This is a genomic window from Dactylosporangium sp. CA-139114 (assembly GCF_050955725.1).
In the GTDB taxonomy this organism is placed as follows: Bacteria; Actinomycetota; Actinomycetes; order Mycobacteriales; family Micromonosporaceae; genus Dactylosporangium.
Genome location: NZ_CP192080.1, coordinates 6783264 through 6806414 on the forward strand (window position 1 = coordinate 6783264; position 23151 = coordinate 6806414).

25 protein-coding genes are annotated in these 23151 nt (G+C 71.2%); 12 read left to right on the forward strand and 13 right to left on the reverse strand.

The features are described from left to right. Positions 1 to 84 precede the first annotated feature (84 nt). Positions 85 to 837: an alpha/beta fold hydrolase gene (locus tag ACQP2P_RS30135; RefSeq protein WP_433606477.1), complete on the reverse strand. Its 753-nt coding sequence runs from the start codon at positions 835 to 837 to the stop codon at positions 85 to 87. A gap of 129 nt (positions 838 to 966) precedes the next feature. Between ACQP2P_RS30135 and ACQP2P_RS30140 the strand changes: the two genes are divergently transcribed. Next, positions 967 to 2109: a DUF5925 domain-containing protein gene (locus ACQP2P_RS30140; RefSeq protein WP_433606478.1), complete on the forward strand. Its 1143-nt coding sequence runs from the start codon at positions 967 to 969 to the stop codon at positions 2107 to 2109. On the opposite strand, the gene ACQP2P_RS30145 is transcribed toward ACQP2P_RS30140, so the two are convergent. Then, on the reverse strand, positions 2090 to 3136 hold the full coding sequence (locus ACQP2P_RS30145) for a hypothetical protein (RefSeq protein ID WP_433606480.1): 1047 nt from the start codon (positions 3134 to 3136) through the stop codon (positions 2090 to 2092). The genes ACQP2P_RS30140 and ACQP2P_RS30145 overlap by 20 nt on opposite strands. Continuing rightward, positions 3133 to 3483 carry a PadR family transcriptional regulator gene (locus ACQP2P_RS30150; RefSeq protein ID WP_433619319.1) on the reverse strand — a complete coding sequence of 117 codons (351 nt, stop codon included), beginning with the start codon at positions 3481 to 3483 and terminating at the stop codon, positions 3133 to 3135. Before ACQP2P_RS30150 ends, ACQP2P_RS30145 begins: the two co-directional genes overlap by 4 nt. Before the next feature lie 750 nt (positions 3484 to 4233). On the opposite strand from ACQP2P_RS30150, the gene ACQP2P_RS30155 reads away from it, so the two are divergent. From ACQP2P_RS30155 to ACQP2P_RS30170, 4 genes are read left to right on the forward strand one after another with little or no spacing between them, the layout of a single operon-like run. Next, the gene (locus tag ACQP2P_RS30155; RefSeq protein WP_433606482.1) at positions 4234 to 4629 is read left to right on the forward strand and encodes an XRE family transcriptional regulator; all 396 of its coding nucleotides are present in this window, start codon (positions 4234 to 4236) and stop codon (positions 4627 to 4629) included. Between the two features lie 54 nt (positions 4630 to 4683). Beyond that, positions 4684 to 5199: a hypothetical protein gene (locus tag ACQP2P_RS30160; RefSeq protein WP_433606484.1), complete on the forward strand. Its 516-nt coding sequence runs from the start codon at positions 4684 to 4686 to the stop codon at positions 5197 to 5199. A gap of 4 nt (positions 5200 to 5203) precedes the next feature. Further along, a complete protein-coding gene (locus ACQP2P_RS30165; RefSeq protein ID WP_433606486.1) occupies positions 5204 to 6394 on the forward strand; it encodes an MAB_1171c family putative transporter in 1191 nt (396 codons plus the stop codon). Positions 6395 to 6414: 20 nt separating this feature from the next. After that, a complete protein-coding gene (locus tag ACQP2P_RS30170; protein WP_433619321.1) occupies positions 6415 to 7185 on the forward strand; it encodes an oxygenase MpaB family protein in 771 nt (256 codons plus the stop codon). Positions 7186 to 7325: 140 nt separating this feature from the next. Here the strand turns inward: ACQP2P_RS30170 and ACQP2P_RS30175 are convergent, their stop codons facing one another. Both ACQP2P_RS30175 and ACQP2P_RS30180 read right to left on the reverse strand, forming a co-directional pair. Further along, positions 7326 to 7865, reverse strand: a complete 540-nt coding sequence (locus ACQP2P_RS30175) for an AAA family ATPase (RefSeq protein ID WP_433619323.1) — start codon at positions 7863 to 7865, stop codon at positions 7326 to 7328. A 26-nt stretch (positions 7866 to 7891) separates the two neighbouring features. Beyond that, on the reverse strand, positions 7892 to 8194 hold the full coding sequence (locus tag ACQP2P_RS30180; RefSeq protein ID WP_433606488.1) for a hypothetical protein: 303 nt from the start codon (positions 8192 to 8194) through the stop codon (positions 7892 to 7894). 261 nt (positions 8195 to 8455) lie between these two features. Here ACQP2P_RS30180 and ACQP2P_RS30185 point away from each other — a divergent pair, with 261 nt between their 5' ends. Both ACQP2P_RS30185 and ACQP2P_RS30190 read left to right on the forward strand, forming a co-directional pair. After that, the gene (locus tag ACQP2P_RS30185; protein ID WP_433606490.1) at positions 8456 to 8926 is read left to right on the forward strand and encodes a hypothetical protein; all 471 of its coding nucleotides are present in this window, start codon (positions 8456 to 8458) and stop codon (positions 8924 to 8926) included. Between the two features lie 159 nt (positions 8927 to 9085). Beyond that, on the forward strand, positions 9086 to 9298 hold the full coding sequence (locus ACQP2P_RS30190; RefSeq protein ID WP_433606491.1) for a hypothetical protein: 213 nt from the start codon (positions 9086 to 9088) through the stop codon (positions 9296 to 9298). A 203-nt stretch (positions 9299 to 9501) separates the two neighbouring features. Here the strand turns inward: ACQP2P_RS30190 and ACQP2P_RS30195 are convergent, their stop codons facing one another. Further along, positions 9502 to 9894, reverse strand: a complete 393-nt coding sequence (locus tag ACQP2P_RS30195) for a RidA family protein (RefSeq protein ID WP_433619325.1) — start codon at positions 9892 to 9894, stop codon at positions 9502 to 9504. Between the two features lie 168 nt (positions 9895 to 10062). Next, positions 10063 to 10830 (reverse strand): aminoglycoside phosphotransferase family protein, encoded by a 768-nt coding sequence (locus ACQP2P_RS30200; RefSeq protein ID WP_433606493.1) that lies wholly within the window; start codon positions 10828 to 10830, stop codon positions 10063 to 10065. 77 nt (positions 10831 to 10907) lie between these two features. On the opposite strand from ACQP2P_RS30200, the gene ACQP2P_RS30205 reads away from it, so the two are divergent. Continuing rightward, positions 10908 to 11480 (forward strand): hypothetical protein, encoded by a 573-nt coding sequence (locus tag ACQP2P_RS30205; protein ID WP_433606495.1) that lies wholly within the window; start codon positions 10908 to 10910, stop codon positions 11478 to 11480. A gap of 324 nt (positions 11481 to 11804) precedes the next feature. Here the strand turns inward: ACQP2P_RS30205 and ACQP2P_RS30210 are convergent, their stop codons facing one another. Then, positions 11805 to 12314 (reverse strand): N-acetyltransferase family protein, encoded by a 510-nt coding sequence (locus tag ACQP2P_RS30210; RefSeq protein ID WP_433606497.1) that lies wholly within the window; start codon positions 12312 to 12314, stop codon positions 11805 to 11807. Positions 12315 to 12674: 360 nt separating this feature from the next. Here ACQP2P_RS30210 and ACQP2P_RS30215 point away from each other — a divergent pair, with 360 nt between their 5' ends. Further along, the gene (locus tag ACQP2P_RS30215) at positions 12675 to 12896 is read left to right on the forward strand and encodes a hypothetical protein (RefSeq protein WP_433606499.1); all 222 of its coding nucleotides are present in this window, start codon (positions 12675 to 12677) and stop codon (positions 12894 to 12896) included. A gap of 3 nt (positions 12897 to 12899) precedes the next feature. On the opposite strand, the gene ACQP2P_RS30220 is transcribed toward ACQP2P_RS30215, so the two are convergent. Next, positions 12900 to 14765 carry a glycoside hydrolase family 5 protein gene (locus tag ACQP2P_RS30220; RefSeq protein ID WP_433606501.1) on the reverse strand — a complete coding sequence of 622 codons (1866 nt, stop codon included), beginning with the start codon at positions 14763 to 14765 and terminating at the stop codon, positions 12900 to 12902. After that, entirely contained in the window at positions 14762 to 15319 is a 558-nt protein-coding gene (locus tag ACQP2P_RS30225; protein ID WP_433606503.1) for a hypothetical protein, read from the reverse strand. The genes ACQP2P_RS30220 and ACQP2P_RS30225 overlap by 4 nt, the downstream gene beginning before the upstream one ends. A gap of 7 nt (positions 15320 to 15326) precedes the next feature. Here ACQP2P_RS30225 and ACQP2P_RS30230 point away from each other — a divergent pair, with 7 nt between their 5' ends. Next, a complete protein-coding gene (locus ACQP2P_RS30230; RefSeq protein WP_433606505.1) occupies positions 15327 to 15554 on the forward strand; it encodes a hypothetical protein in 228 nt (75 codons plus the stop codon). 1 nt (position 15555) lies between these two features. Here the strand turns inward: ACQP2P_RS30230 and ACQP2P_RS30235 are convergent, their stop codons facing one another. Beyond that, the gene (locus ACQP2P_RS30235; protein WP_433606507.1) at positions 15556 to 16293 is read right to left on the reverse strand and encodes an SDR family oxidoreductase; all 738 of its coding nucleotides are present in this window, start codon (positions 16291 to 16293) and stop codon (positions 15556 to 15558) included. Between the two features lie 88 nt (positions 16294 to 16381). Here ACQP2P_RS30235 and ACQP2P_RS30240 point away from each other — a divergent pair, with 88 nt between their 5' ends. Continuing rightward, positions 16382 to 16846, forward strand: a complete 465-nt coding sequence (locus tag ACQP2P_RS30240) for an RrF2 family transcriptional regulator (protein WP_433619327.1) — start codon at positions 16382 to 16384, stop codon at positions 16844 to 16846. A gap of 102 nt (positions 16847 to 16948) precedes the next feature. Here ACQP2P_RS30240 and yicI read toward each other — a convergent pair whose 3' ends face one another. After that, a complete protein-coding gene (gene yicI, locus ACQP2P_RS30245; protein WP_433606509.1) occupies positions 16949 to 19279 on the reverse strand; it encodes an alpha-xylosidase in 2331 nt (776 codons plus the stop codon). 1327 nt (positions 19280 to 20606) lie between these two features. Continuing rightward, positions 20607 to 21278: a lipoyl(octanoyl) transferase LipB gene (gene lipB / locus ACQP2P_RS30250; RefSeq protein ID WP_433606511.1), complete on the reverse strand. Its 672-nt coding sequence runs from the start codon at positions 21276 to 21278 to the stop codon at positions 20607 to 20609. A 1054-nt stretch (positions 21279 to 22332) separates the two neighbouring features. Here lipB and ACQP2P_RS30255 point away from each other — a divergent pair. Beyond that, the gene (locus tag ACQP2P_RS30255; protein ID WP_433606513.1) at positions 22333 to 23103 is read left to right on the forward strand and encodes a S1C family serine protease; all 771 of its coding nucleotides are present in this window, start codon (positions 22333 to 22335) and stop codon (positions 23101 to 23103) included. The last annotated feature ends 48 nt before the right edge of the window (positions 23104 to 23151 follow it).

The following is a 23151-nucleotide window of genomic DNA, read 5'->3' on the forward strand; positions in this document are numbered from 1 at the left end:
GCCGGTGGCGGCCGCGACCGCCATCGCGGCGATCGGCCCGACCGGCCGCCGGGCGCGCCAGAATGCCGTGCAGCAGCCTGGTCGTCACGCCGGCGCGTGCTGCTTGAGGAACGCCTCGATCAGCTCGGTGACCTTCGTGGCCTGACCTCCGGCCAGCAGACCCGTCCCGTGCTCGGCGCCGATGGCGATGAAGACCTGATGCGGTACGGCCTTCGGCGCAGCCGCATCGAACTGCTGCGCGGCGTCGGCGAACGGGTGGTCGTTCTCGGCGGCCAGAAAGAGTGCAGGCGAGGCGAGGCGCGGCACCGCGTCCTCGGCCGAGACACCGCCGAACACCGCCGGCGCCGACAGCGACACGACCGCCATCGGCTTGGGGGTCAGCGTGACGGCGGCGGCGAGCGACGCGGCCGCGCCCTTTGAGGCGCCCATCAGCACCACGTCGGTGGCCCCGCTCGTGCGCAGGTGGGTGGCCGCGGCCACTACGTCGTCGTCCAGGCGGTCGTCGCCCTGGTGCGGGCCGGAGTCGCCGTCGCCGCCGAAGTCGAACGCGAGCACCCGATACCCGAGGGTGGCGAGGCGTTGGCCGAACGGCAGCCACTCGCACAGGTTCGAGCCGTTCTGGTGAGCGAGCACGATGCCCTTCGAGCCGGTCCCGAGCTCGACGCCCGCCAGCTGGGTGCCCGCCGGGGTGGCGAACCCGACCCGCTTGCCGCGATCCGCGGCGTCGGCGCAATGGGACCCGGCCTTCGGGCCCTCCGACGGCGGCGCCGGGTCCGGGGAGCCGCCCGAGCAGGCGGTGAGCATCAGGGTCAGGCAAAGTGCCGCGACTCGGCGCATGAGGGCCTCCTTGGGAGCGCTCCCGGTGAGCATAGTGGGGTCGCTCCGTTCGCGTTGTCCCGTCGGCTGGTGAAGCCGCAGCCTGGAAACTCGGTGTACCGCGACAGCCCCAGTGGCGATCATTGATCCGTGCGTAGTCCACGCCAGTTCCCGCTGCAGCTCGGCGCCCCCGGCACCGTCCCGGAGACGCTGCTGCCCATCGTCGTCACAGTCGACGACGCCGACTCCCCGCGCGATGTCATCGACGCCCTTGCGCTGACCTCGTTCGTCACCGGCGCCCAGCCGTACGCGGTCACCAAAGACCTCAACAACGTCCGCGACGAGGCAACCCTCCTGCCGCCAGGGGTGTTGGTGCTGCGCAAGGCCGTCAACGAGACCGAGCGCGCCAGCCTGGCCGCCGGTGATGGCTGGACCCTGCGCGCGGTGCACTGGCCGCGCAACAAGACCGCCACGGTGTCGGTCACCGCGACCAGCGCGGAGCTCGGCGACGAGATCATCGCATCGGCGATCGATGGGATGACCGACGAGACCCCACCGGTGGAGAAGGCCGTCTCGATGGGCTTCTGGTACGCCTCGGCGCACGGCCCGCAACGCAACCCGCGGCCCATTACCGCCGGTCCGTGGTCCGACATCCGCAACAACTACGCCCGCAGCGCAACGACGCAGTTCGACCGGCTCGTCGAGGTCGACCGTACCTCGGTGCGCGGTCGGCTCCTGCTGCTGCACGGGCCGCCGGGCACCGGCAAGACCACCGTGCTGCGCGCGCTGGCCCACGAGTGGCGGGACTGGTGCCAGTTCGACTGCGTGCTCGACCCGGACACGCTGTTCTGCAGCCCGGCCTACCTGATGGAGGTCGCGCTCAACCGGGCCGGCGACTGTTCGTGCCCGGACAAGAAGCACGAGAAGTGGCGGCTGCTCCTGCTCGAAGACTGCGACGAGCTGATCCGCGGCGAGGCCAAGCAGCACACCGGCCAGGCGCTGTCCCGGCTGCTCAACCTGACCGACGGCCTGCTCGGCCAAGGTCGCAAGGTCTTGGTGGCGATCACCACCAACGAGGATCTCGCCCGGCTGCACCCGGCTGTCGTCCGGCCGGGCCGCTGCTTGGCCCGGATCGAGGTACCCGCGTTGCCGTTCGGTGAGGCGGCGGCCTGGCTGGGCACGTCGGCCGGCATCCCAGCCGAGGGCGCGACCCTCGCCGAGTTGTACGCGCTGCGCGACGGTTTCGACACCACAGCCGAGCGGGAGCCGCTCCTCAGCGGTCAGTACCTGTAACGCGGTGCACGACGTCCCGGATGACGAACGGGGCGCCGCAGGTTGGGCAATGGGTGGCCTCGGCGGGCAGTGACCGGCCGCCCGCCGGGCGTCGAGCCGTTGCGGCGAGGGTCAGGAGCAGCAGCGCCGGTCCCACGACGGCGACCAGTACCCCGGCGGCGACCATGGATGGCCATTGCGGAACGGTCGGCCGGCCGGGGCCGGTGTTGTCGAGCATCGCACCGATCGGGTGCAGGGCGAGTATGCCGATCGGCGTGAGCAGGATGAGCAGCGCCCAGGCACCGCGGGAGTCGCGGCGGCCGGCCAGGCCGAGCGTGAGCAGTGTCGCGCCGATGAGCAGCGTCACCGCGGCGGCCGGCAAGGCTGTTGCGGCGGGCAGGTAGTAGTCGCCGTCGAAGCCCAGGCGCGGCTCGGCGGCCACGACGACCGGCACGGTCAACGCCGCGGCGGCGAGCGGCGCCAGCCGGACCCACCAGCGGTACCGTGTGGCGGCGCCAACCGCGACGATGCCGAGCACGAGCTGGGGCAGCAGCACGCCCAGCGGCGGGCGGAGCATGCCGGTCAGCGTCGCGGCGGGCGCGATACCCGCGGTGACCAGCACGGCGAGGACCGCCGCGCGGCGGAACCACCGGCCGGGAGCGACGGCGTACACGACGGCGGCCAGCAACCACAACACCCACGCCGCCGCCCCGAGGGACATGAACGGTCCGGAATACCGATGCCAGAACACGATTGGCGCCCGTACCTCGAGGATCGTCCACGCGCTTGCGAATGCGGTGGCGGTCGTCAGTGCAAGCAGGCCGGCGAGCCGAAAGCCGGGGCCGAGGCCGGGTGCGGCCCGCAGGTGCTGGCCCAGCCCACCGGCCGCGAGGTCGAAGACGTCGGCCGGCGAGGGTCTCCTCCGGTCGGGCGCGGCGAGGGACAGGTAGGTGTCCATCAGCTCCGAGCCACGCGTCCGCCGATAGCCGGCCGGATAGAACAGCGCCATCCAGCGCGCATAGCGCCGTTCGAGATCGGTCAGGCTCATGCGAATCCCCGGCTCGGGCGGGGCGCGGCCTTGGCGGCGCGCAGCCGGGCGGTTGCCGCCTTGACGTTGCGGCGCATGCGTTCGGTCTCGGCGGCCAGCACCTCGCCGCCCGGCTCGGTGAGCCGGTAGTAGCGGCGCAGCCGGCCGTCGACGATCTCCTCGCGGTCGACGGCCACCAGCTCCGCGTCGACCAGCCGGTCCAATGCGCCGTACAGCGTGCCGGGCCGCAGCGAGATGCGCCCCTCGGACAGCCGGGCCACCTCGGCGATCAGGCCGTAGCCGTGCATCGGCTCGCCGGCGAGGGCGGTGAGGATCAGGAACGTGGGTTCACGCAGTGGGGATTCCACGTGGCCCAATATATCGCGTGCGAAGGTATAGCGGAACATCCGCACCGCATGCCCCGGCCGATCCCGACCCGAGATCTCGGCGTGTATCCGCAGCGACGAACGGCCGTAGCCCTGATCACGTTCCGCACGAGCCGCGATCCGCTGAACCGACCGTAGTTGCCGGGCCGTCTCGTCGTCGGTCAGCTCGGTCGAGGTCGACCATCCAAAGCCGGCTCCGACGACGTCACTGGCGAACGCGAGTTCCAGTGCGAGCCGGGCGCGGGTCGCCTGAAGGCTGCGGCGCATCGCGTCGAACTTCTCCAACGGCCGGTCGAAGACGGTCCCGCCGTCGGCGTGATGAGGGTCATGATGACGACGGTTGTGCCATCCCTTCCCCGGTACGCGGATCAGCGATGACGTTCTCCCGCACGACCGGCGCGGACGTGCCCAGCACAAAGGCCGCGAGTCCCCCTGGGCGTGACTGATCCAGCAGCCGCAACTGGACACCCCACAGGTCGTGGCCGGCTCGGGCGGCCAGCGCACTCCCCCGTGGCGAACGCTGCCTCCAAAGCCAGCCACGACCCCTGCGGCCGCCGGCCATTGGCCATTCCATGACCGGGCATCGAATCTTATGCACAGATCCCACGGGATCGTCAATGCCTATACACGGACCCGAATCATGTGTATATAAGTGGACACAGAGGTTGGGAGACGTGTGTGACCGGCCCAGACGAACCAAGCGGCGGGGGAACGTTGGCGGACCGCCTTACCGTGTTGTTCGAGAAGGTCCGCAAGCCTAACGGAGAGCGGTACACCTTGCGCGAGGTTGCGGATGCAGTCACCTCCGCCGGCGAGCCGATCTCCTACGCCTACATCGGGCACCTGCGCAGCGGGGAGAAGGATGACCCGCACCTGCGCCACCTGCGAGCGCTCGCGAAATTCTTCGGGGTGCCGGTGGAGTACTTCACCAGTGACCGCATAGCCCTCGAGGTCGACCGCGAGTTGGCCGTTGCCGCCCTCGTCAACGAGGTTCGCGCTCGCACAGTGGCGCTCCGGCAGTCAGTCGTCCCCGAAGCGGAGCAGGCGATCGGTGCCATCACGAGAATGCTTGAGGCCATCCGCGAACTGGAACAGCGTCAGCCGGACACGTCCGTCGATGATCGCTGAGTGGAAGTCGGGGTCGGGATCTGGCGGCCGTCCGCAGCGTCGAGGCGGGCCCGCGTGACGCTCCGCAGCATCCGCAGACGATGCCGGACGATCGTTCGCGGCCTGTCCGTACCGGAACCCTTCAACTTGGACGCGTTTCTTGCCGTTCTCGCCGAACAGCGGGGGCGCCCGATGCACCTGCTCGCGCTCGATCTTCCTGTCGGGGCGCCGTGCGGTCTGTGCATTGCGACCGACACCACCGACTACATCGCGGTGACCAAGATAGCGACCGGTCCGCAACGCGACCACATCGCGCTGCACGAAGTCGCGCACCTCTTGCTCGGTCACCGGCTCCAGCTCGGCGGCGACGACGAAGTGCCTGCGCTCTTCCGGCACATCGATCCAAGGATCATCGAGCGTGTCTTCGCTCGAACGACATACAGCACACTGGCCGAGCAGGAGGCCGAAGTCCTCGCATCACTGCTCGGCCAGCGCATCAGCCAAGTCCGCCGAACTCCACCGGTGCCGGACGATCCGATCGTCGGCCGCCTCGGACGCTCACTGGAGCACGGGAGGGAAAGACATGATTAGATCCTTGGCTTTCCTGGGCTGCGCAGCACTGGCATGGAGCGCCGTCGCCTACAAGGCCGCGGCGGTGCGCCGCGATCCTCGCAACCCGGCGCTGTGGGCACTGACTTTCGCGATTGCGCTGCCATCAGCCGGGTTCACCATGATGCTGCCACCCGTGGTAGCCGCCATCACCGACGTCACCGGCGTGGAGAACCTGGCCTCACTGCTCACGTACATCTGCATCGTCGGCTACAGCGTCGCGGCTCTCATCATGCTGATGCTCTGGCACCTGCCTGCCGAGGAAGCCCGCCGTCGAAGCAGGCGGCTACTGCTGTTCTTCGGAGCGGTCATCGCTGCGATGACCGCTCTCTTCGCCTGGTCAGGGGCAGGTGCGGCGCCGACCGCCGACTTTGACGACACCTTCGGCCCGCAACCGGCGGGCGGGACATTCCTGCTCGTGTACGTCACCGCGTTCGGCATTGGCCTGAGCATCGGTGCCTACCGAGGACTGCAGTTCGCGCGCCGCGTCGCGACCACGGCGCCCGATCACCCATGGCTCCGGCGCGGGCTTCGTCTGGTCGCCACCGGTTCCCTTACCGCACTCGGGTACTGCGCCGGCAAGGCAGCCTTCGTGCTGACGGCCTGGACGACGGCCGCGCGTATCCACGCCTTGAATGACATCGCTACCGCCTGCGCCTGCGTGGGCGCCATCACCATCACCGTCGGCTTCACGATTCCGTCATGGGGCTCCGGCCTCACCCGCGCTGCCGGCTGGCCGCTGCGAGCCCGCCGCTACCTGCAGCTGTACCCGCTGTGGCACGAGCTCTACCGCGCTATTCCGTCAATCGCGCTGGATCCACCGGCTTCACGAATAGCCGACCTGGCCATGCTTCGTGATCTCGACTACCGGCTCTACCGCCGCGTCGTCGAGATCCGCGACGGGCTCCTGGCCCTGCAAGAGCTGCCCGCGCACGCTGATCGCCACGGGAACGCGGTCGGCTCCACCGGGGGTAGTCAGCCTGTCGCAGTTCTGGCCTCCCGGGAAGCCGCCAGGGTGCGCGCAGCCCTGCATGCAGGCGGAATGCATGAGCCATCCGCCGGATCATCACATGCGTCCGGTGACGCACGCAGCTCCTCCGCCGCCGAGCTCAAGTGGCTTGCTGCCGTGTCCGTCGCGTTGCGAAACCTGCCGGGCGACACGTCGCGGACCTGGTAACGAGCGGAAGTAGAACCGTGATGTTGCACCGCCCAAACCGATTCAAGCGACTTGCCGAACTACAGCGCCTCGACCCAGTTGCCGACGCCGACGAGATCTATCGCATCACAGCAAGGCATGAGTTCCCATTCGACCATCGACTCGGACTGTTGCTGGCCTTCTGGCGCACCTTCGCCGTGCCATCGATCGCCGAGACACTGCACGGCACCGGCAAGACCACCGAACAGCCAGCGCAGCGTGCCCGTGATACCGGCAGGCTGATGTACGAACTCATCGACCATGGCCTCGACCACCCGCGCGGCCGTGCCGCGACGCGTGAGCTCAATCGGATTCACCGCCAGTTCGCCATCTCGAACGAGGATTACCTATACGTTCTCGGCACCTTCATCGTCATCGTGCCGCGCTGGATCGACCGACACGGCTGGCGGCCACTGTGCTGCCACGAACGTGCGGCGATCTTTCACTTCTACACCAAGCTCGGCAGGCGCATGAACATCGTCGGCATCCCGCGCACCATCGAGGCCTACGAACACTATTTCGATACGTTCGAGCGCGACCGCTTCGCGCCCAGCGTTGCCGCGACTGAGCTGATGGCCGCGACAAAAGGCTTGGTAGCGAAACTTCCCCGGCCGATCCGGCCGCTCGGCCGCCACCTGACCAATGCCCTACTCGATCCGGCGTTGGCGCAGGCGACAGGCACGCCCCGCCCAGCCTGGTGGGCACGGAAGCTGCTCCATTGTGTGCTCAGGACGCGAGCGCGACTCCTCCGCCATGCCGGCAGTCCAAGCTAGCGGCTACGCCGTCAGCCCGGCCGCGTCAGTATCCACGCCTCGGCATTCGGCACGTCGGACTGAGCCACTCCCGCTTTCATCGTGGCGTGCCGGATGAGGCGTCCGCTCATACGGTCGTGGCAGCGCCGCGAGGGGCCGGGTCAGCAGACCGATGGTGGCCAGCGGTGTCCGCGCCATTCGTCCCACGTCGCGAATCCGGCCGGTGGGCCGCCGATGGGCTCGCTGCCTTCGAGCTCGCCTGGCGTCGGCGCCTCGATCCGGGCCGCCCACTCGGCGAGCTCCTCGTCGGACATGGGCCATGTCGTGTGTGGGGCTTCGGTTTGGCGCTGATCAAGGCGTCTGCGCTGTTCGGCCGGCGTGAGTTCGAAGTAGAGCATCTTCACCGTGGCGTCCCGGTCGGTCGCTGCCTGGCGGAGCGCGGAGCGCTCATCCCGGCTCCAGAGGCCGAAGTCGATGATGACAGTGTTGCCTAGCTCCAGGGCGCGCAGCCCGATCTGGATGAGCCGTCCTTCGATCACGTCCCCGGCCGACGGCGGGTTCTCGGACCCGAAGAGCGCCTTCACCCATTCGTCCTTCGTGAGACGAAGCGCTCCCTGCTCGATCTCAATACGTCGGGCGGCGGTGGTCTTCCCGGTGCCCGGGAGCCCCACCGTCAGAAACAGCGTCGGTCGCCTCATCATCACTGCCGATGACCGGTGGGCAGACGTCAGCTGCCGGAACGGGACGGCTGGGCCGGGCGGCGCGCGGCGTCGCGGGTCGTGGCCGCGTCGAGCAGCAGCTCCGCCATGGCCCTGGCCTGCCGGACCGGGCCGTCGATGCCCAGGGCCTGCACCGACGCGTTCATCCCTTCGGCGATCAGGGCCAGGCGGTCGGCGAGCGCGTCGGGGTCGTCGACGGGCTCGACCTCGGCCACCATGTCGACGCCGGTGGCCCTGATGCCACGCCAGTAGAACAGATCGTGCGCCGCCTGCAGGAGGTGCTCGCGGGTCTCGGAGCCTGACCGCCGCATCGTGCCCCCTCGCCATCACCCACGAACCAGAGACGGGTGCCCTGGAAACTATAGCCACCGCGAATGTTAGGGATCGTTCCCTACCTACGACCTTGGATGTACTGACACGGAGATCACGAGTCCGCAGGCCGCGCCGGCGAGCCGCAGACGTACCAGCCTGGCACTGCTCCTGCTGTTCCTGGGACGCTGGCCGTCCCGCCGTCCCCAGGCGGCGGCGCGGGCAACGCCTGGACCCAGGCCCGCCACGCGATCGCGCCGCGGGTGCTCGCCCTCCTCGGGCTGTGCGTGCTGCTGTTCGCCGGACCATACGCGACACTGACCTACATCACGCCGTTCCTCGGCCAGGTCACCGGCGTCTCGGTCGCGCTGCTGTACTTCGTGGCGGAAGTGCCGCTGCTCGTCGCCCTGGCGCTGGCCATCTGGGGCATCGCCGGCTTCGGCATGGTGCCGTCGCTGCAGTACCGCATCGTCGCCCCGTCCGGCCCCGGTGCCGACCTGGCGGGCCACGCTGCCCGCCTCGGCCATCAACGCCGGCATCGCCCTCGACTCCCTCATCGGCGGCTGGCGCCGGCCACGCACGGGGCCTCCGCACCGGTGATCGTGGGCATCGTGGTCTCGGCGATCGCCGCCCCGGCGTCCTGGGCGACCGGACTGCTCCGCCCGCCGGCCGCCGACCAGGCACCCGCGCAGCCCTCCGACGATTCGCTTGACCCGTCACCGACGGCGGCCTGACCGCCCACACCAGGCTTGCGGATCGAACGCCATCGTTCGGTACCATGGCAGGCGTGACGTCCGGGCGGAGCCCGGCGCCGGTCATGACCCCGCGACGAAGGGCAACCCTGGGGCCACGTCGGCGCCGCCGTCCGACTCACCCTGAGGTATCGAGAGGGGGTGAGCCGCATGACCGGAACCCTTCTGACGCCGGGCGACGAAATCAACGTCGTCGTCACGTCGACCAAGCCGTTCGGGCTCTTCGTCGAGTCCGACGGCGGTCTGTCAGGGCTCGTCCGCGGTGGCAGCGCCGCGGTCGGCGCCACGCTGCGCGTACGCGTCATCGAGTTCGACGCGCTCGCATCGCGATTCAGCGCGATGCTCCTCGGCTGAGGACGCAGGCCCGGTCGGCGAGTCCGCGCCGACCGGGCCGTCGCGGCCCGACCTCAGTCCCACAGCTCACGCACCGACGGTGCCGACCACCGCCGCTCCGAGCCGGCCGGCCGGCCGGCCGGCCGATCTTGACATCGTGGTTTGCCGCTGAGCGGCGCTGGGCGGTGGGATGTTGGGCGTTGCCGACGGTGACCGGCTTCCAGTCAGCGGAGCGCTGCGACGGCTTCCACCTCGACGAGCTGGTCGGGATAGCCGAGGACCGCGACCCCGAGCAGGGTGCTGGGCGCATCGTGGTCGGCGAAGTGCCGGCGGACCACGTCCCACGCCGTGACGAGGTCGGTGCGGTCGTGGCTGGCGACGTAGACGGTCGTCTTGACCACATCGGTGAGGGTGGCACCGGCGGCCGCCAACGCCGTGCGAAGGTTCGCCATCACCTGTTCGGCCTGCCCGGCCACGTCACCGACGGCGACGGTCGCGCCGGCCTCGTCGAGCGGGCAGGCACCGGCGGTGAACACCAGCCGCCGGACGTCGGAGGCCACCGCGGCGTAGGCGTACGGAGCCTGGTCGGTCAGCTGGGGCGCGCGGATCAGCTCGATGGAGCCGGATACGGTCACGGACGCATCGTCGCAGACTCGCCCGGCAGTGACGAACGAAAATCCGGCCACCCATGATCCCCGGCCACCCGCGATCGCCGGGCGTCCCGATCTGCCGCTGCGGGCGCGCCGCTACTGTTCGTGGCGGCGCCCACAGATGGAGCCCCAGGACTACTCGAACAGGTGCCGGTTGCTGCGACTCCAGTCGATCCGCTTCGCGACTCCATCCAGGACGCCGGCTTCCTGCCATGCCAGCTGAGGCTGTCGTCCCGCTGCGGCGAGGTGCCGAGCCCGCAGCCACACCTGGCGCTGCTGGGTGATGACGGCGTCGACAAGCCCGGCAGTCGTCGTGAGCCCGTAGGCGCCGGCGAAGCATGCCATTCGGCGCCGCCGATCCGGCGGTGTGGGATAGCGCAACGACTCGATGCACATCCGATCGTCGCGAAACGGTGTCACGTACTCCAGCGCGTAGGCGATGTCGTGAACGGCCGGGGCGGGCCACGCGTAGTCCCAGTCCAGGATGCCGACCGGCTGAAGGCCTCGCCACACCAGGTTCCACGGCCCGAAATCGCCATGGCAGACCAGTTCGTCGGCGCCGAAGCTTCCGGCGTAGGCTGCCCACCCGGCCGTGGCCGTCGGGCGGAAGCCGCGTACGGCTTCATGGTAATCGCGCAGAAGACGCGCCATCGCGAGCAGACCGGCGTCCTCGACGACCTTGGCCCAGGCTGCGCCGCCCGATTCGCCGTCGAGGTAGGTGAGAACCTCTCGGCCCTCGGCATCGATGCCGAGAAACCGGGGCGCGTACGGGAATCCGACGCTCTCCAGGTGCTGCAACAACTCGTGGACGGTAGGCGACCACGGGTGCACAGGACGGCGCACGGTATCGCCGATCCGCACCACCTGGCGATGGGGGTCGTCCTGTAACACCTGATCGGCCATGCGCAGCACGATACCGAGACGGCCGCTCAGGACGGCGGCTGATCCGCGGCGCACCGTCGTGACTACAGTGCGCGGGCATGGGACATGTCTTCGCCCGCCTCGCCGGTCATGGTCTGGTACTGATGCCGCATTGGCCGTACACCTTCGAGCGCCCCGACGCCGGCTCCGACGTCGTGGTGGTGACGCACTGGCGGCCGGACGGTCCGGCGACGGCGATCGTCGACCCCTCGGACGCGCGCACCGTGCCCGGCATCGTCGACGTGGAGCCCGGCCCGGACCACCCGTACTGGGTGATCGAGACGACCGGCTTCAAGGCGGTCTGGCCCGACGGCTTCAGCGTCGAGTCGACCATGGACCCGTACTGCCTCGCCGGAGAGCACGACGCGTCCATCTCCGTGCAGGGCCCGGCGCGCATCGCCGACCCGGACGTGATGATCGGCGAGGGCCAGACGGTCGTCGCCCGCCGCACGATGGGCCGGGGCGTGCAGGTCCTCGAGCTGGCGTACGAGCATGAGGGCGAACCGTGGTGGCATGGCGTGTACCTGTACCCGCGCCAGGACGGCCGCGTGCTCGTCTTCACCGCACAGTCCCGCGAGCCCGGCGTCGCCGCCGCCCGTCACGGTGTGGAGTGGATGCTGGGCCTGGTGTGATCCGCGGCCCCGCCGGCCGGGACGATGACCGGTCCCGGCCGGCAGAACCACGATCAGCCGGGGTACCGCATCAGCGTCATCGGCCTTGTGATGGTCGCCCGTCAACAGGTACGCGATCCGCGACAGACGCCCCAGCCGTGCCGACACGAACTCCCGAAATCCCGCCTCATCGTCCACCAGCACCCCTCAGAACGTCGTCTCACCCCGGTACACGAGACTTGCGCCGTCTGGGGTTGGCACCCGGGCCGGGCCATTGCGCCGGGAGCCCGGACAGTGGATCCCGGCGCACGGTCACTGTTGGCACGGCGATGTATGCGGTCGAGTTCAGGCCACCCGCTTGGCGAGCAGAATGTCGTCGACGCTTGTCATCGCGCCGCCGGGCCCGACGGGGAGCCGGAACTCGCCACGGAGCACGCCTTCGGTCTCGAAGCCGTGCCGGGCGTAGAGGGCAAGCGCGGCGACGTTGCAGCTCAGGACGTGCAACGTCAGGCGCGTGAACCCGCGCGCGGCTGCCGCGCGCTCGGCGGCGTGCAGGAGTGCGCCGGCGACGCCTCGCCGCCGGGCGTCCGCGGCGACACCAAGCCCTTCGATGGCGGCGACGTGGGCGTGACTTGCCATCTGCGAGGCGCGGCGCACCACGATGTAGCCGATCGGCAGCACGTCGCGCTCTGCGACAAGTACCTCATCGGGACGGTGGTGGTCGAAGAAGCGGCGTGGCTGGTAGGGACCGGCCGGCGTCACTGTGGGTATCCAGCTTCCGCGTTGCAGCTCCTCCAGCCGTCTGGCATCACGTTCGGTGCTGAAACGCATCACAAATCCCTGAAGGTCAGCCACGGCGTCATCCTGCCTTCGGGCAATGCGGGCCCGCCACTCGATTGCAGCATGGACGTCGGGTGCACGAGCAGTTCGGTGCACAGCCGGCACCACCGCGGCGCGGGCCTGCCGAATCCGGCGCGAGGGCCGATACGCGGCAGTCTTCGATGATCGCGAGATCCAGGGCGCCGGCGGGGTACGGGAATCGAACCCATGCATCACCAGAAGTATCCGCCGGCTGCGCACCGCGATCGACGCCAAGTGTAGGCACCGGGCCGCCGTCGCCGCACCGGGTTATTTCCGGAAGCCCGTACGGTCCCGGGAAACCCCCTGTGCGCCGCGGCGCCGGTGCGGGTGGCGGCGGCTCAGTAGCATCGGCGCATGACTGTCGGCCGATCGATGCTCGTCGCGGGTCTGCTGCTGCTCGCCGGCGGCGTCGCCTACACCGTCGTGTACTACCTCACCCAGGGCTTCTACGACGTGAGCGCCCCGCTCGCGGACCTCGGCTACGCGAACCTGGCGGTCGCGGGCGGCGCGCTGTGCATCGGCCTGGTGCTGGCGGTCACGGGCGGCGTCACGATGGCCGGCGCCCGCCGCCGCTAGGTGCTAGAGGCCGCGGCAGAACAGGGCGGCCGGGGCGCCGTTGGAGCCGACGCGCCGGGTGAAGGCGATGCCCGCCGCGTACTCCCCGTCCCCGCACTGCCCCTTGTAGTGCCCGCCGGCGAAGTCCCCGCCGTGCGCCTCGGCGGGCCGGTTGTCGCCCCGGTCGAACCACACCGTCCGGCCGCCGGACGGCACCGCGGCCCCCGACGGGGCGCAGAGGGCGCTGGAGACCGTGGCACCGCGCACGGCGTACCCGATCAGGAACGATCCGTCCGGGCACTGGAACTTCGTGTAGCCGCCCGCCCAGTCCGTCGTGACGTACCGCTCATTCGTGACCACCTGCGCCGCGGACGAGGCCGGCCACGCGAGCGCCGGCCCCGCGTCGGTGCACAGGCCGCGGTTGCCGTCGCGGGCGAGCCCGGCCAGCCGCTGCCCGTCGGGGCAGGCGGCCTTGCGCGCCCCCGGGTCCCAGTCGGGCAGCGCCCGCATCCGCAGCGACTGCACGAAGTCGCCGTGGTCCGGGCTCAGCATCGACCAGTGCGCGACGGGCTCGACGACGCCGGTGCGGCCGGGCGCGGCGACGAGCCGGTGCCAGTCCGCGGCCCGCCAGTCCCCGCCGTCGTCGATGCCGAGCAGGTGACCGGAGCGGTCCCAGCTCAGCAGCGCCCACCCGTTGCCGGTGCCGTTGTCCTGCCAGCCGACCAGGGGCCAGTATGCGAAGTCGGTGTCGTGCGCGACGAGGTAGTCGACGAAGTTGGCGAACCAGGCCCGGCTCTTCGCGTCGCTGCCGAACCGGCCGATGCCGAACTCGCTCACCCACAGCGGCGCGGTGTAGTGGCGGGCGGCCTCGTCGGCGACGTAGAACGCCTCCTGCTGCAGGGTCGCGAACAGCTCGTCGCGGCTCAGGTCGCGGTAGCGGGGGTCGCTGGTCTCACCGACGCCGGTGGCGCCGCTGTGGTGCGGGCCGGTGTAGTCGTAGAAGTGCGCCGCCAGCACGAGCTTGCCGGAGCGCACGAGCGACGGCGAGAGGGCGCGGACCGGCTCCAGCGTCGGGCGGCCGTGCGCGAACCCGTCGACGGGGATGCCGGTCCAGTTGATCCCCTCGATGATGATCAGCAGGTCCGGGTCGGCCTCGGCCAGGATCCGGTCGCCGAGGCGCTGGGCGGCGGCGAACCAGTCGTGGTTGTCGCCGAGGCCCCAGTTCGGGTCGTCCCAGACGCTGCGGCGGACCTCGTTGTACAGGTCGGCGCCGACGACGCGCGGATTGGTGCGGTACCGGCGGACCATGAACAGCCAGTCGGACTGCCAGGTGTCGTCGGACTGGCTCGCGTTCCATCGCTCGTTGCCGTCCACGCCACAGCACCAGCGGGTGGTGTTGGTGTGGTTGTTGAGGATCACCGCGAGCCCGGCCCCGGTGAGCGCGGCGACGGCGGCGTCGTAGACCTGCAGCGGCGTGAGCCCCCGCAGGGCCGGGTTGGCGGCCACGGCCGCGTCGGTGACCGGCTTGGTGTCGTGCACCATCTCGTTGGAGAACGGCAGCCGGACGCTGTTGATCCCGGTCGCGGCGAACTGCGCCACGATCGTGTCCAGCACCACCCGGTCCAGCCCGAGCGGGACCCGGCCCGAGTTCTCCCCCGCGTGGTGGTTGGCGTCGGCCTCGGGATCGCCGGAGCCGGTCCAGGTGCCGCTCGCGCCGTGCCAGTTGCCGGCCTTGAGCTTGAACCGGCGGCCGTCGGCGTCCACGATGTACCGCCCCCGCGTGCTCAGCGGCGGCGTCCACTGCGGTTGCGCGGCGGTCGCGGTCGTCCGGAAGCTCACGAGCGGCACGAGGCCGGCCACCAGCGCCAGCACGAGCAGAACCCGCTTCATATCGATGAGCGTAGCTGAAAAGTCGGCTCTGGAACCGGATGCGACGCCCCGGCGGTACCGTTCCCGGCGTGACGGACTACGGGATGCTGCTGCACGCGTACGGCCGGGCCGAGGACACGCCCGGTCACCTGGCCGCCCTCACCGGCGACGACGAGGCGGCCCGCGGCGCGGCGATGCGGCACCTGTGGGGCGCCGTCATCCACCAGGGCACCCCCTGGATCGCGACCCCGCCGGCCGCCGCCACCGTCGCCGAGATCCTTCCCGGCGTGCCCGACCCCGCCCTGCGCGCGAACCTGCTCAACTTCCTGGCCGCGGTGGCCGAGGCCGCCCAGCCGGCCCTCGACCTGACCGGGTTCGCCGCGTGGGAGGACGTCGAGGCGGCCGTCACCGCGGCCATCGAGGAGGAGGACGACGAGGCGATCTACGGCGACGAGCTGCTCGGCAACGCCGTCTACGCCCGCGCGATCGCCGGCTGCCGCGAGGTCGTCCCCGCGATCCTGGCCGCCGCGCGGGCCGCGCTGTCCGATCCGGGTGTACGCGCTGCGGCCGGTCACGCCATCGGTGCCTGCGCCCCGGTGCTGCCGCCGCCTCGCGCTGGCCCCGGTCGCGTCCGTCCACACCGCGCGCAGCGACTGGGGCCCGCTGCTCAAGGCGCTGCCGGAGCCGCAGCGCGCCGAGTACCTGCGCGCCCTGGCCGCGAACGAGGACCTGTGGGACCCGCGCAACGGCTCGGCCGGGCTGGTCTTCCGCGAGCTGGGCCTGCCCTACGACCGCGGGGCGTACGCCTGAGTCAGCGGGCCGCGAGCCAGGACGCGTACGTGATCCCGCCGATGCGCGCGCCCGGGCCCGTCACCAGGGAGTCGTCGGTGATGACGGCGCCGAAGTAGGGGGCCGCCGGGTCCGTCACGACCTTCGGGTCCGACCCGACCGCCCGGCGCACGAACTCGTCCAGGCCGATCTTCTCCGGGCCGCCGACCTCCACGATCCCCTGCACCGGCTCGCCCGGCACGACGTCGGCGAGCGTCGCGGCCACATCGTCCGCCGCCATCGGCTGCAGATGCGCCGGCGTCAGGTGCGCCGTGCCGTCCGGCCCGGTCGACGCCGCCGCGATGCCCGCGGCGAACTCGAAGAACTGCGTCGCGCGCACGATGGTGAAGGGCACCGGCCCGCTCGTGATCAGGTCCTCCTGCGCGACCTTCGCCCGCAGGTAGCCGCTGTCCGGCACCCGGTCGGCGCCGACGATCGACAGGGCGACGTGGTGCCCCACGCCGGCCCGCGACGCCGCCTCCAGCATGTGCGCCGTCGAGGCGCGGAAGAACGCGAGCACGTCGTCGTCGGCGAACGACGGCGAGTTCGTCACGTCGACGCTGACGGCGGCGCCCGCGAGCACCTCGTCCAGGCCCGTGCCCGCGACCGTGTCGACCCCCGAGCTCGGCGACGCCGCGACCGCCTCGTGCCCGGCCGCCGTGAGCAGCGCGATCAGCTTGCGGCCGATGAGCCCGGTGCCGCCGAAAACCACGACCTTCATGACCGTCCTCCAACTCGGATAAGTTTTGTCCGAGAAGGAATGTTCCCGGATACATCGTGTCCGAGTCAAGTAGCATGGCCGGGTGAAGATGTCGGGTGGTGTCGAGTGGGCGCTGCACTGCTGCGTGGTCCTGACCGCGGCCGCCGGGCCGGTGCCCGCCGCGCGCCTGGCCGAGCTGCACGACGTCTCCGGCAGTTACCTGGCCAAGCAGCTGCAGAGCCTGGCCCGCGCGGGGCTCATCCACTCGGTGCAGGGCCACGCCGGCGGCTACGCGCTGACCCGGGACCCGGCGAACATCACGGTGCTGGACGTCGTCGAGGCGGTCGACGGCGCCACCCCGGCCTTCACCTGCACCGAGATCCGCCAGCGCGGCCCCCTGGCCACCCCGGCCGAGGCGTGCACGGTCCCGTGCCCGGTGCACCGCGCGATGATGGCCGCCGACGAGGCCTGGCGAGCGGCGCTGCGGGATGTGACCATCGCGGACCTGGCGTCCGGCGTGACGAGCGACTACGGCCCGGGCACGTTCGACGGCATCCGGCAATGGCTGGGGTGAACACGGCCGCCGCCGATGGCTGGGGCGAGCCCGTGGTGGACAGGGCCGGCGCCACCCCACACGTGAGCGCCGGCCCCGGTTCCCCCGTGGGAGCGAGAAGGCCTATGAGAGGCGGACGATCACCTGCTCGGCGCCGGCGTCCGCCTCGATGACGACGCCGCCCGGCGCCGTGTCCGCGGGAGCCAGCCGGCCGGCGTCCACGGCCGCCACCGTGTGGACGCCGGCCAGCTGCACCCGCCAGGGCGCCGCGCTCCCGCCGCGGCGCACCTCGACGACGGTCCCGGCCCGGCGCACGGTGAACGTGGCGGCGGGCCGGCCCCGCGAGGTCGGGACCTCGACGGTCGTGGCCGCGCCGTCCTTGAGCTCGAAGACGCGCAGGGTCACCCCGTCGGCGTACTCGTAGTCGGGGCGGTCGTCACGCGCCCCCAGCGCGATGACCGAGCCGGGCCGGACGAGCACCGGCAGGTCGCCGATCCCGTACCGGCGGCTGACCCAGCCCGGCCCGGTCAGCACCTCCCCGCCACGCAGGTCCGTCCAGCGGCCCGCGGGCAGGTAGAACGTGGTGTCGCCACCGGCGCTGAACACCGGGGCGACGAGGAGGCAGTCGCCGAGCATGAACTGCCGGTCCAGGTGCGAGCAGGCCGGGTCGTCGGGGAACTCCAGGGCCATCGGCCGCATCACCGGCACGCCCTCGCGGTGGGCGGTGACGGCGGCCGCGAAGAGGTACGGCATGAGCCGCGCCTTGAGCCGGGTGAACTCGCCGAGCACGGCGACCGCCTCGTCGCCGAAGAGCCACGGCACCCGGTACGACCCGCTGCCGTGCAGGCGGCTGTGCGACGACAGCAGCCCGAACGGGATCCAGCGGATGAACACGGCCGGGTCCGGGGTGCCCTCGAAGCCCCCAATGTCGTGGCTCCAGAAGCCGAACCCGGACATCGCCAGCGACAGCCCGCCGCGCAGGCTCTCGGCCATCGACGGGAAGGTGGAGGAGCAGTCGCCGCCCCAGTGCACCGGGAACTGCTGGCCGCCGGCGGTCGCCGAGCGGGCGAAGAGCACCGCCTCCCCGTCGCCGCGGTGCTCGCGCAGGACGTCGAAGACGGCCTCGTTGTACAGGTGCGTGTAGTAGTTGTGCATCCGCACCGGGTCGGAGCCGTCGTGCCAGACCACGTCGGTGGGGATGCGTTCGCCGAAGTCCGACTTGAACGCGTCCACGCCGAGGTCGAGCAGGCCGCGGAGTTTCGCCTGGTACCAGGCCTTCGCCTCCGGGTTGGTGAAGTCGACGAGGCCCATGCCGGCCTGCCAGCGGTCCCACTGCCAGACGTCCCCGCCGGGGTACGTGACCAGATACCCGTTCGCGGCACCTTCGGCGAACAGGGCGGAGCGCTGCGCGATGTACGGATTGATCCACACGCAGATCCGCAGACCTCGGGACTTGAGCCGGGCGAGCATGCCGGCCGGGTCCGGGAACGTCTCCGGGTCCCACTCGAAGTCGCACCAGTGGAACTCGCGCATCCAGAACGTGTCGAAGTGGAACACCGACAGCGGCAGGCCGCGCTGCTCCATACCCTCCACAATGGACGTGACGGTGGCCTCGTCGTAGTTCGTGGTGAACGAGGTGGACAGCCACAGCCCGAACGACCACGCGGGCGGCAGCGCCGGCCGGCCGGTCAGCGCCGTGTACTTGCGCAGCACGTCCTTCGGGCTCGGGCCGTAGATCACCAGGTACTCCAGCACCTGCCCCGGCACCGAGAACTGCACCCGCGACACCGCCTCGGAGCCGACCTCGAACGAGACCGGCCCCGGGTCGTTGACGAACACGCCGTAGCCGCCGCTGGTGACGTAGAACGGCACGTTCTTGTACGCCTGCTCGCTGCTGGTGCCGCCGTCGGCGTTCCACACGTCGACGGTCTGGCCGTTCTTCACCAGCGGCCCGAAGCGCTCGCCGAGGCCGTAGACGGTCTCGCCGACGCCGAGCTCGAGCTGCTCGCGCAGGTAGTGACCGTCCTGCGTGGACAGTGCCGCCATCGCCTTGCGCGGGCTGGTGGTGAGCACCCGGCCGCCGGCCGTGAACTCCAGCCGCCACTCGTCGCCGAGCGCGAAGCGGGCGGAGAGCTCGCCGGAGGTGAACGTGGCGTACTCCTCGTCGCGGGTCACCTTCGGCGAGGCGGCGGGGTCGGCCTCGATCCGGAAGTGCGGGCCGCGGTCGACGCCGCCGGCGTACCGGGTGACGCGCACGGCGATCACGTCCGGGGCCGGGGCCGTGCACCGCACGGTCAGCAGCGGCATGTTGAGCGTGTCGCCGCGCTCCACGATGCGCTTGGCCGGCGCGTAGACCGTGAGCCGGTCGGCGCGGACCTCGACGTCGCGGACGTGCACGGGGTACTGCGGCTCGACGCCGGGGCGCAGCTGCCAGTACCCGTCGGTGAACTTCATGCGGGCTCCATGTGGGTTCTCACTTGACCGCACCCGCCGTGACGCCCCGGGTCAGGGTGCGCTGGAAGACGAGGAAGAACAGCACCGCGGGCAGGATGCCCAGCAGCGATGCCCATGGCACTCGTCGCGCGCTCGTAGTGCCAGAGCTTCAAGGTCGTGCCGTCGCCCCGGGCGTGCTCACCACCGCAGGCGGTGAGCGAGCAGGCGAGGGCGAGCATGGCCGCCGCGGCTACAGCGGCGCTGCGGATGCGCGTGAACACGTCTGCTCCTGATGGGGAGGTGTGACGCGGCGGGGGTGTCGCCGCGCCGGTTGCGGTGCGCAGTCGGTCTCGCTCACTGGGGCGTCTTCGCGGCTTCCGATGGGGTGTGTCGAAATCGTGTCGAAGCGCTTCGACTGGCAAGTTACGAAGTCGTGCGGTGATTGTCAACAGTCGATCGGCTTGGCGCTGGTGGGGCGGGGTTGATCGGGAAACTTCCAGAGCTCTCTTTCGGGTCTGGGGGCCGGATGCTTGATATGTTGGGCGCTTCGCGCCGCGACATATCCGCATTTTTCGCCCGACGGGGCATTCGCCGGTTTCCGCCCTACCGCGGCGAACGCGTCCACAGCCCGGCAGTAGGGCATGACCGTTCGCACACTCGTGGCGGGCCCTGGTGCGGGCGCAGGGCGGCGCCTTTTCAGCCCGCGGCACACCCCGGCAACAGGGGCCACGCCGTTCGCACACCCAGCAGGCGCGGATGCCCCCAGCAACAGCAGCCACGCCGTTCCCACACCCAGCAGGCGCGGACGCCCCGGCGACAGGAGCCACGCCGTTCCCACACTCAACGGGCGCGGACGCCCCGGCGACAGGGCCTCACTGTTCACACCTTCACCCCGGTGGGGCGCCCCGGTGTCACGTACGCCGGCTGGTCGCCGTGGCCGTTTTTGATCGCCCGGATTTCGGGCACGCTCGACCGTACAGACCGCCGCCGACGCTCAGCGTGCAGCAGGCCACCACTGACCGGGCTTCGGCCACGCCACCCCGACACCCGGAGTGGAGCAGGCCGCCGCCGAAGACGCCTCGACCACCCCACCTCGACACGCGGAGTGGAGCAGACCACCACCGAACGCACCTCGACCACGCCACCCCGACACGCAGAGTGGAGCAGGCCGCCGCCGAAGACGCCTCGACCACCCCACCTCGACACGCGGAGTGGAGCAGACCACCACCGAACGCACCTCGACCACGCCACCCCGACACGCAGAGTGGAGCAGGCCGCCGCCGAACGCACCTCGGCCACACCACCCCGACACCCCGAATGGAGCAGGCCGCCGCCGAAGACGCCTCGGCTACGCCGCCCCGGCGCTCGGCGTGGAGGTCGCGCCGACGGTGGCCCCGAGGCGCCGGGCAACCGCGTCCCGCACCCGCTCCATGGACGGCACCGGGACCCCGGCATCCTCGGCCATCTTCCGCAGCGACGTCATCGTGACCCCATCGAGCCGGCAGGCCACGAACCGCTCGTACACCCCGAGATCCGAATCGACATTGACGGCAAACCCATGACTGGTCACACCGCCCCGGATACGCATCCCGATCGACACGATCTTGTGGTGCTCGGGCGTCCACACCCCGACGAGGCTGTCCGCCCCCTTCGGCGTGTCCCGGCGCACCGCCGCGAACCCGAGATCCCCGAGCGCCTCGATGAGCGCGAGCTCGAGCCAGCGCACGACATCGCCGGGGCCACCGTCGCGCAGGTTCATGACCAGATACCCGACGAGCTGCCCCGGGCCGTGATAGGTCGCGTGCCCGCCGCGGTCGACCTCGATGACGGGCAGTGATCCGTCGCGGGGGAGGTCGGAGAGCGCGGTGTGCCGCCCGTACGTGACGATCGGCGGGTGCGTGAGCAGAAACAGTCGGTCCGGGGCGGCGCCGGCCTGACGCTGCGTGACCCAGCCGCGCATCGCCTCGAGAGCCTCGGTGTACTCGACCTCCCCCAGATCCACCCGCATCAGCTCCGCCACCGGTCAATCCTCCCTCGCGGGCACTTCCCGCCACGGATGCACGCTCTGTGACGTTCGCCGAATTACCGATTACTGATTACCGGCAATTCGATAATTTAGTAATCACCGCCGGGGCCCTCGCGGGCGCCTGTCCGATTTTGACACCGGCGGACGAGCGAGGCCGCAACGAGGGCGACGAACGAGGGCGGCAACGCGGGCAGCACACAGAGCCGGCAATCGAGGGCAGCAACGCGGACGGCTGACGAGCGAGGCCGCAACAAGGGCGACGAACGAGGGCGGCAACGCGGCCGGCAACGCGGGCCGCACACAGAGGCCGCAATCGAGGGCAGCAACGCGGACGGCTGACGAGCGAGGCCGCAACAAGGGCGACGAACGAGGGCGGCAACGCGGCCGGCAACGCGGGCCGCACACAGAGGCCGCAATCGAGGGCAGCAATGCGGACGGCTTCGGAGATCCCGTAGGTGGCCGGCACCGGAGCGACCGCCCGGCACCACACCGTGGCCGCGATCTCCACCACCGGCCCGTCCGAGGTGCCCGCAGGCTGCGGCCGGAACTACAGCGGCCGGACGCGCAGATCGTGCCGGACCCGGACCCGGACCCGATCCGCCCCGGCACAAGCAAGTGGCCGCCCGGCGGCAGGGTCCGCGAATACTTCCCCCAGTCGCTCCACCACGAACGCGAACCCGTGCGGATGACGAACCATGAGCACGACACCAGGCCGCACGACCGAGCGCACTCTTACCGTTCTCCGAGCTACCGACGCTATCTTTGCCCCATGCGCCCAGCCGGGAAGCCCGAGCGGCAGTGGGCCGGCCCCGAGGTGACGGTCATCGCGGAACCCGGCTCCAAACAGCGCGAGCCCGCGAAACCCGCTCTCGCGAGATGGCCCGGACCGAAACCGGGCAGCCCGAGCACGGGCAGCCCGAGCCCAGGCGGCCCGAGCACGGGCGGCCCGAGCACGGGCGGCCCGAGCCCGGGCGGCCCGAGCCCGGGCGGCCCGAGCCCGGAGCCGGACCCGCAACCCGGGCAGGATGGCAGGAGCAGCCGGACGCCGGTGGCACTCACCCGCCGTGACCTGGGCATCGGCGTCGGCGTCGTCGTGCTCGCCATCGTCGCGACCGGCATCCTCGCGTTCCAGGCCGGCGGCGAAGGAGCGGCGCCCGCGGCGACCAGGCCCTCGGCCGGGGCCTCGCCCAGCGCGTCCGGGCCGCCCACCACGGCGCAGATCTACCAGGCCGTCGCGCCGTCCGTGGTGACCATCGAGACGACGCTCCCCGACGGCGGCGCGACCGGCACCGGGGTCGTCGCCAACGCGACCGGCACGATCCTGACCGCGTACCACGTGGTCAAGGGCGGCACCGCGATCAAGGTCCGCTTCGCCGACGGCACCGAGTCGGCCGCGCGGGTCGCCGGGTCCAACGCGGAGCTCGACATCGCGACGCTCACGCCGGCGACGCTGCCCGACGTGCTCGTCCCGGCCGTGCTGGGCAACTCGGGACGGATCGCGGTCGGCAACGACGTCGTGGCCATCGGTAACCAGCTCGGCCTGACCAGCAGCACGACCACCGGCGTCATCTCGGGGCTCGACCGGGCCGCGGCCAACCCGGACGGCACGAAGCTCACGGGGCTCATCCAGTTCGACGCGGCCGTGAACCCGGGCAGCTCGGGCGGGCCGCTGGTCAACGCGAAGGGCGAGGTCATCGGCATCGTGGTGGCGCTGGCCAACCCCACCTCGGCCGGCACGTTCGTCGGCGTCGGCTTCGCGGTGCCCATCGGCGCGGCCCTGGGCTCGACGGGCCCCGGGGAACCAGGACCGGAGCAATGACGGTGAGGAAGATCGGTACCCACCGGCGCGGCCCCGGGCTCGACCGGG